Below are 1,935 nucleotides of genomic sequence, written 5' to 3'. Positions count from 1 at the left end.
CTGTATCGGGTAGGCGGGCCGGTTTTCCCGGCCCGCCCCCCACACCACCGGACATGCGGGCCCGCATCCGGCGGTTCGTTCAGCTGACCTCAAGCGGGTCGTTGGCGGGACCACGAGCCCTTGAAGGACTTGTATCCCTGGGCTTCCCAGTAGGCGTTGGACATCGCGATCTCCAGGGGCTTCAGGTGTGAGGCCCGCCAGTAGCGTTTCCGCGTGCCGAGGCCGTGTTCCCTGTCTCCGAACTCGTATCCGAGCTTCTGGAGCATGGAGTTCCGCTTCGCGGACGTCTTCCACTGCACCCATTGGACCTGTCGCAGCCTGCGACGGACCCACGTGTCGATCTCGCCGAAGGCCCGTTGGGTGTCGGCGAGTCGGAAGTAGGCCACCCAGCCGACCGAGAACCGGTTGAGTTTGTCCATCCTGTGCGCCATCGACACGCCCCACGTCCGGGAGGTGATGCGCCGGACGGTTTCCTTCATCCGCTTGACGGCTTCGGGGGCTATCCGGATCTTCACCTCCGTCCTCGCGAGGTAGTAGCCGAAACCCAGGAGGGTTGCCTTGAAGGCCGGCGTCACTTTGGACTTCTCGCGGTTCACCCTCAGCTTCAGTCGCGTCTCGATGAACGACGTGACGGATTCGAGGGTCCGACTGGCCGCTCGCTTGGAGCCGACGAAGATCATGACATCGTCGGCGTACCGCACGAACCGGTGCCCGCGCTTGAAGAGTTCGCGGTCGAGGTCGTCCAGCATGATGTTGGACAGCAACGGAGAGAGCGGAGAGCCCTGAGGCGTACCCTCGTCCGATGCCACGACCACCCCTTCGGCCATGATCCCGGCCTCCAGGTATCGGCGAATCAGCTTCAGGACCTTCTTGTCTTTGGCCCGGCGAGCCACTCGCGCCATGAGCGCGTCGTGATTCACTCGGTCGAAGAACTTGTCCAGGTCCAGATCCACGGCCCATCGGTTTCCGTCCTGAACGGCTCGGCGGCCGACCTTCACGGCCTGGTGTGCCGAGCGCCCCGGACGGAATCCGAATGACGCCCCGGAGAAGTGGGGGTCAAATACGGGCCCGAGGACCTGCGCAATAGCCTGCTGGATCAGGCGATCCAGTACCCGAGGAACACCCAGCATCCGCTCCCCGCCGTTCGGTTTAGGGATGGTCACTCGACGGACAGGAGCGGGCTTGTATGTCCCCGCGTCGAGCTCAGCCCATATTTTGGGCCAGTTCCGGGCAATCCACGGCCGCAGTTCCTCCGTGGTCATCCCGTCAATGCCGGGAGCACCCCGGTTCGCTTCAACGCGCTTGAGCGCCGCGAGCAGGTTCTCTTTCGAAAACACCTCGCCCCACAGGGAGGCGGGCTCGCGGTGATTGACGTCCTGGTGGTGCGCCGTCTGGTCACTACGCGTCGGACAACGGTCATCGTGACCTGATCGAGCAGACACCCTTCCCTCAATCCACTGAACGTTCGGTCCTTCCCGAGCCCTTGTCGGCCTGCTGCCTACCCATCTCGGTACTATGACCTCTGCTGACTTCTGCTCGGCAAACCAGAGGGATTACTCCCACCGGTCGTCACGATCTCCGCCATCACACGGTTACAGGTGACACCCGAGCAGATCTCCCCGAATAAAGACAGCAACTTTCCCCGGATGCCCGCCGCATATACTCTGCGCACTTGTAGTGAGAACGGGATTCGTCGTAGTCAGCCGACTTGCCCAATGCGCCTAGCCTCCAATGCGGTTCGTGTACCTCGGTACCCGGTTTTGCCTCCGGCTTCCTCCGGACCCCTCCTCACGGGGACGCCCTTGCCGCTCGGCTAATGAGTTAGTCTCACCTCTCCTCATCGGGACTTTCACCCTTTAGCTGCTGCCCGCGTCGGGCGTACTGACGTGCTCCCTGGCCTAAAGTCCAGGGATTCCGGCCTGGGTCGGCTGACCC

General features: G+C 63.1%; 1 protein-coding gene. It reads right to left on the bottom strand.

The genetic code is table 11. The annotated features are described in order from the left end of the window. Window positions 1-89: 89 nt before the first annotated feature. The gene (gene ltrA / locus BZY54_RS23150) at window positions 90-1,442 is read right to left on the bottom strand and encodes a group II intron reverse transcriptase/maturase (RefSeq protein ID WP_208640730.1); all 1,353 of its coding nucleotides are present in this window, start codon (window positions 1,440-1,442) and stop codon (window positions 90-92) included. Between the last annotated feature and the right edge of the window lie 493 nt (window positions 1,443-1,935).

The sequence above is a fragment of the Streptomyces carpinensis genome (assembly GCF_002154505.1).
In the GTDB taxonomy this organism is placed as follows: domain Bacteria; phylum Actinomycetota; class Actinomycetes; order Streptomycetales; family Streptomycetaceae; genus Streptomyces; species Streptomyces carpinensis.
The sequence above is the reverse complement of the archived record's forward strand: the minus strand, read 5'-3'. Positions and strand labels throughout refer to the sequence as shown.